A 2,631-nucleotide genomic window follows, 5' to 3' on the forward strand; every position below is an offset into this window, starting at 1 on the left:
AGGGTGTGGTGGGCGGTGCGGCGCTGCGCCGGGCGGGCGACGATTTCGATCGGGCGACCCGGGTTCCGGGGCGGGTGTTGCCGTCGGAGTGGTCACCGACGGCGGTGTCGTTGCGGCAGTCGGCGTGGCGGCTCGGCGCGATCCGCACGGTCGGCCGGCGTGGGGAGGGCGACGCGGCGCGGCTGGCGCGGGCGTTGACCACGTTGGTTGCCGAGGTCGTTGAGCTGCGGTTGGCGCAGTCGCGGTTGGCGCAGGCCCGTGCGGCCGAGCGCAGCCACACCGAGCTGCGCCAGGCGATGCCCGCGATGGCCGGTGCTGTCTCGCCGGCTGTGCCGGAGCCCGGTGCACGTGGTCTGGAGCCGACCGAACCGCGCCAGGGGGCGTCCGGCCGGTCCGATCCGGGACCGCAGAGCTCACAGCCCCGGCTGCGCCCGCGGTCGGCGACCGGGCCGGTGCCGGCGGCTGGCGGGAGTAGGCCGAGACGAGGGAGGGACCGATGAGTGGACAGATGGAGCAGGACGTCCCGCTGCTGGGGATTGGTCGCGAGCAGACCCAGGCGTGGACGCAGACGGCGCTCGCCGTGGCGAACCTGCTGCGCCAGCGCCGGATGGAACTCGACCAGCGGGCGTGGAGCCTGGAACGCGCTGCCGCACGGGCCAGCCAGCAGTACAGCATCGACTCTGACCCGCGGGTGCGGGCGATGGCCGCAGCTGACGAGGCGGCGTTCCGCGCGGCCGCGGAAGCCGGCGTCGAGGGGGTCGAGTACCGGACCAGTGATGAAGCACAGTTCGGGTGGACGGTCCACACCACGATGGGGCCGATGCCCGCCGACTCGCCGTCGGGTACTCGGGGCGCATGGGGCCTTCACGGCTACGGGTCCTACGGTGACAAGTCGCTGTCGATCTTCGTGGTGGTTCCTGATCGCGAGACCGCAGTGCAGCTGCGCGACGAGGTAATCCGCGGCCAGCAGCGCACGCTCAAGGACCTGGGGAGCCTGGGCGCCTACGGACATCAACGGGCCGAGCACGCGCGCACCGAGGTCCGCGAGGTACCTGAGCAGCTGCGCGTGCGGATGGCCCACAGCCTGGTCCAGGCATGGCCGGACGACCCGGATCTCGTCCGCTCGGTCCTGACCCCGGCCCAGCTCGACGACGGCACCCTCAGCTTCCGCGAGGTCGACCGTCTGGCGGCGCTGTTGCGTGGGATGGAGGACCGCGGTCACGAGATGGAGGAGGTCTTCGGGACGTTGCTGACCGACGAGCTGCGCGAGTTCCACGCGCAGAACCCCGACGGTCTTGCGCAGAAGCTCTACAGCCAAGCTGTTGCGCTGCGCGATCGGGTCCATGTCGTTGACTCGGATCCGATCGACCCCGCGGTGGCCCGTCACGTCGAGGAGGCGCTGCGGACTGGGCTCGACTCTGCCGGCATCGAGCCCAGCACGATCTACGACGCATCTGCCTACCCACGCTTGTACGCCCAGCTGTGCGACCTGCGCAGCGACGGCCACGACGTCGCAGCGTTGCTCAGCGACCTGCCCGGGGAACCGATCAGCAACGCTCGCGAGCCTCTGTCCTACCTAAGTGTTGTGGTCAGGAACCGGGCGGAGTCGGCCACGGCGTCGGAAAAGAACCCGGAATCGGACCGCGAGCAGGCTGAGGCCGAGGTGGGACTTGGCCGCACCGGGGTGGACTTCAGCCCGGCCGAGTGGATGATGCGCACCTATCTGTCGCCTGCGACCGTGGATGCAGTGATCGGGTGCCGGACCTGGCCCGGCCTGGCCAAGCAGGTCCTGGGGTGGAAGGCCGAGGGCGTCGATTTTGGCCCGCAGCTGGCGCAGGTTCCTGAGACCCGGGTGCAGAAGGCTATGTTCCCGGCCGCCTATGTGAAGACGATCGTGCGGCACGGCGTCGACCTCGAGGAATCGGTTCGTGCACGCGTCAGCGTCGAGGAGGAGATCGAGGAGCAGGACCGCGCGTACGCCGAGCGGATGGAGGCGCTGAGCGAACTCGGTGAACCGGCGCTGCCGGTGACCAGCCCGGCCCGCGACGGTGTCCCGGAGACACCGTTCGTGATCCGCGAGCTGGATCCCACCAACGCCGTGGAGCGCGAGCAGCTGGAGATGTCGCGGGGAGCCGGCACCGTCGCCGACGACCATTACATCGAGGCGATTCTCCATTCTGATGACCCGGGCCAGACGTGGCTCGAACTCAACGGCACCTCGCCGAGCGAGGCGCCGACCGCCCAGATCGAGACCGCGCCCGCCGCCGCCGATCAGAAGCAGCCGCAGCCCGGGCCCACCGAACCCGGCCCGTCGAGCGTGGTCCCGGAGCCCGCGCACGATCAGATCGGCCGGGCCGAGCTGGAGCGTGCGGTAGCCCAGGCCGAGCACGACGACGTCCCGACAGCGGGTGCTCTGCGGGCTGATCTCGCCCACCGCCCCCCGGAGGCATCGACATCCCGCCCGTCGCCGGAGGCGAAGCCGACCGCTCCATCTGCACCCGGGCCGGCGCCGGTGCGGGCCCCGAACCAGGCGCCGCGGCGCCTGCGCTGACCGTGCCCCGCGCGAGCGGGGCCCGGTGCACCGGGTACGACCGAGGAGGAGAAGGCGATGAGCCAGACGGCATCGAGCGT

The 2,631-nt window shown here is 71.3% G+C and carries 1 protein-coding gene and 1 pseudogene; both read left to right on the top strand.

Going from position 1 to position 2,631, the window contains the following annotated elements:
- A pseudogene (locus KPF47_RS36610) lies at positions 1 to 500 on the top strand (hypothetical protein); the annotation flags it as partial.
- The gene (locus tag KPF47_RS36615; RefSeq protein ID WP_224392957.1) at positions 497 to 2,551 is read left to right on the top strand and encodes a hypothetical protein; all 2,055 of its coding nucleotides are present in this window, start codon (positions 497 to 499) and stop codon (positions 2,549 to 2,551) included. The pseudogene KPF47_RS36610 and the gene KPF47_RS36615, both read left to right, overlap by 4 nt.
- The last annotated feature ends 80 nt before the right edge of the window (positions 2,552 to 2,631 follow it).

This window comes from Pseudonocardia sp. ICBG1293 (genome assembly GCF_020131355.1).
In the GTDB taxonomy this organism is placed as follows: domain Bacteria; phylum Actinomycetota; class Actinomycetes; order Mycobacteriales; family Pseudonocardiaceae; genus Pseudonocardia.

Coding starts and splice junctions, on each gene's coding strand:
- KPF47_RS36615 (WP_224392957.1), top strand. CDS start 497: ATGAGTGGACAGATGGAGCAGGACGTCCCGCTGCTGGGGATTGGTCGC.